Genomic DNA, 1,684 nt, shown 5'->3' with positions numbered 1-1,684 from the left:
CCTCATCGGCCGTGTCCGGTGCCGGCAGTCGGGGCAGGGAGGTGCCGGCAAAGTCCACCACCCGGCAGAGCTCGCGGAAGATCGCCTGCCGGCGTGCGACGCGGGGCAGCGTGGCGGCCGCGCCGAGCCGGGTGAGCTGCTGGTGGATCTCACGGTCGACGGTACTGGCGAGCACCAGTACGGGGACGCCGGCGGCGTGGGCCGTGGTGATCAGGTGTCCCGGTAGCGCGGTGTCCAGTGCGGCCTGACCGATACCAGCGACCAGTAGCGCCCAGTCGTTTTCGGCCAGGCGTGCCTCCAATGTCTCGATGCCGGCCCCGGTGACGGTCATGCCCCACTGCTCCAGGCGGTGCCGTGTCGCGAGGCGGGTCAGGTGGCTGTCGTCGTAGAGCAGGGCGTGGCGCCCGTCCAGCGGCGTCGCCGGCGCCGGCGACGCCGGCTCCGGCCGGCGCTCCAGGCGGGCGGTGAACCAGAACGTCGAGCCCACGCCGGGTTCACTCTCCAGGCCGATGGTGCCGCCCATCTGCTCGACGAGCTTGCGGGAAATGATCAGCCCCAGGCCGGTGCCGCCGAAGCGCCGCGTCAGCGAGGTGTCGGCCTGGCTGAACGCACGGAATAGCTTGTCGCGGTCGGACTCATGCAGGCCGACGCCGGTGTCGCTGACGTTGAAGCGAATGCTCACGGAGTCGCTGTCTTCCTCCTCGATCATCACGCGCACGGTGACCTCGCCGGCGGGGGTGAACTTGATGGCGTTGTGTACCAGATTGGTCAGCACCTGGCGCAGGCGCAGCGGGTCGCCGCGCAGCCGGGTGGGTACGTCGGCGTACACGAGCTGGACGATCTCCAGGCGCTTGTCGTACGCCTCCGGGGCGAGCAGGGCGAAGACCTCCTCGACGCAGTCCCGCAGGTCGAAGTCGACGCTGTCCAGCGCCATCTTGCCCGCCTCGATCTTCGAGAAATCGAGGATGTCGTTGATGATGGTCAGCAGGTTGCTGCAGGACTGGCGGATGGTGTCCACGTAGTCGCGCTGCTCGGCGTTGAGCGGGCTGTGATGCAGCAGGTCGGCGAAGCCGACGATGCCATTGATCGGTGTGCGGATCTCGTGGGAGACGTTGGCGACGAACTCCGACTTGACCTTGCTGGCCTCCAGCGCGCGGCGCCGGGCGACGTCGAGCTCCACGTTCTGCACCTCCACGGCCTGCAGGGTCTGGCGCAGCTCCGAGGTGGTCTGGCGCACCCGCGCCTCCAGGGCCTCGCGGCTCTCGCCCAGGGCCTGCACCATGCGGTTCATGGCCTCTTCCAGCTCGCCGATCTCGCCGCCGGCGTCCGCGCGCAGACGCCCGTCGAGCTCGCCGCGCCGGATGCGCGTGGTGAACCGGGTCAGCCGCCGGGTCGGGGTGACCAGGCTGTTCGCCACCGCCAGGGCGAGGAGCGTGGCGATGCCGGCGACGGCGGCGGCGAGTCCCAAAGGGGGAAGCATGACCGCGGCATAGCGCTGATACGCCCAGCCGTGGTCGGGAGTGACCGTCAGCGTACCGCCGGAGGGCGGCATCGGCGTGGTGGCCGTATCCAGCATCACCGTCATGACGCCGGCGTCGAGCCGTTCGAATGCCGTCGCCGCCATGAGCGCCCCGCCGAGCATGGAGGTGACACGCGGGGCGTGGCTGCGGGCCGAGACCACCGT

General features: G+C 70.2%; 1 protein-coding gene. It reads right to left on the bottom strand.

Going from position 1 to position 1,684, the window contains the following annotated elements; all coding sequences use genetic code 11:
* The coding region (locus G7A99_RS16910) for an ATP-binding protein (protein ID WP_163142318.1) at positions 1-1,684 on the bottom strand (1,684 nt) is incomplete at both ends.

The organism is Arhodomonas sp. KWT (genome assembly GCF_010993615.1).
The sequence above is the reverse complement of the archived record's forward strand: the minus strand, read 5'-3'. Positions and strand labels throughout refer to the sequence as shown.